We start from the raw sequence: 1,716 nt of genomic DNA, 5'->3' as shown, positions 1-1,716 counted from the left end.
AAATTCAATTTCACTGAGTCTGCGTTGGAGACAGCGGGGAAGTCGTTACGCCATTCGTGCAGGTCGGAACTTACCCGACAAGGAATTTCGCTACCTTAGGACCGTTATAGTTACGGCCGCCGTTTACTGGGGCTTCGATTCAAAGCTTGCACCTCTCCTCTTAACCTTCCAGCACCGGGCAGGCGTCAGACCCTATACGTCGTCTTGCGACTTCGCAGAGCCCTGTGTTTTTGATAAACAGTCGCTACCCCCTGGTCTGTGCCACCCCTCAATACTTGCGTATAAAGGGGTCACGCTTCTTCCGAAGTTACGCGTGCAATTTGCCGAGTTCCTTCAACGCAGTTCTCTCAAGCGCCTTGGTATGCTCTACCTGACCACCTGTGTCGGTTTCGGGTACGGTCTATAATGGCGGAGCTATTTCCTGGAACCGCTTCCCTGCACAATCAATCCAGTAAGACTGTACAAGTTACGCGATCCGTCACTACCGCCAGGCCCACGATTATTAACGTGGTTCCCATCGACTACGCGTTTCCGCCTCGTCTTAGGGGCCGGCTAACCCTGCTCAGATTAACTTTAAGCAGGAACCCTTGGTCTTTCGGCGAGGGAGTCTCTCTCCCCTTTATCGTTACTCATGTCAACATTCGCACTTCCGATACCTCCAGGAGCCCTCACGGGTCTCCCTTCACAGGCTTACGGAACGCTCCGCTACCCCTAGATATTCGTAAGAATGTCTAAGCCTCAGCTTCGGTGCATGGCTTGAGCCCCGTTACATTTTCGGCGCAAAGACCCTTGACTAGACCAGTGAGCTGTTACGCTTTCTTTAAATGATGGCTGCTTCTAAGCCAACATCCTGGTTGTTTTGGGATCCTCACATCCTTTCCCACTTAGCCATGACTTGGGGACCTTAGCTGGAGGTTAGGGTTGTTGCCCTTTTCACGACGGACGTTAGCACCCGCCGTGTGTCTGCCGATTAGTACTCCCGGGTATTCGGAGTTTGGTTAGGATCAGTAAGACGGTGAGTCCCCATAGCCCATCCAGTGCTCTACCCCCGGGGTATTCGATCGACGCTCTACCTAAATAGATTTCGCGGAGAACCAGCTATCTCCAGGTTTGATTGGCCTTTCACCCCTAGCCACAAGTCATCCCAATCTATTGCAACAGATGCGGGTTCGGTCCTCCAGTTGGTGTTACCCAACCTTCAACCTGCTCATGGCTAGATCACCTGGTTTCGGGTCTAATGCAACTAACTGAACGCCCTGTTCAGACTCGCTTTCGCTGCGCCTACACCTACCGGCTTAAGCTTGCTAGTTACACTAAGTCGTTGACCCATTATACAAAAGGTACGCAGTCAGCCTTGCGGCCTTCCACTGTTTGTAGGCAACCGGTTTCAGGTTCTATTTCACTCCCCTCGTCGGGGTGCTTTTCACCTTTCCCTCACGGTACTGGTTCGCTATCGGTCATGCACGAGTACTTAGGCTTGGAGAGTGGTCTCCCCATGTTCAGACAGGGTTTCACGTGCCCCGCCCTACTCAAGGACATCGAGTGTTCTACGTCTACGGGGCTATCACCCATTCTTGCCAGGCTTTCCATCCTGTTCGACTTTATTCCTCGATGCCACTGGCCTGGTCCGCGTTCGCTCGCCGCTACTGACGGAGTCTCGGTTGATGTCCTTTCCTGCAGGTACTTAGATGTTTCAGTTCCCTGCGTTCGCTTCTT

The 1,716-nt window shown here is 52.7% G+C and carries 1 rRNA gene (running past one end of the window); it reads right to left on the bottom strand.

From position 1 onward, the window contains the following. A 23S ribosomal RNA gene (locus tag H2O14_RS24350) occupies window positions 1-1,716 on the bottom strand (its annotated part continues 220 nt past the right edge of the window); the annotation flags it as partial.

This window comes from Rhizobium sp. G21 (assembly GCF_014158035.1).
GTDB lineage: Bacteria > Pseudomonadota > Alphaproteobacteria > Rhizobiales > Rhizobiaceae > Rhizobium_E.
The sequence above is the reverse complement of the archived record's forward strand: the minus strand, read 5'-3'. Positions and strand labels throughout refer to the sequence as shown.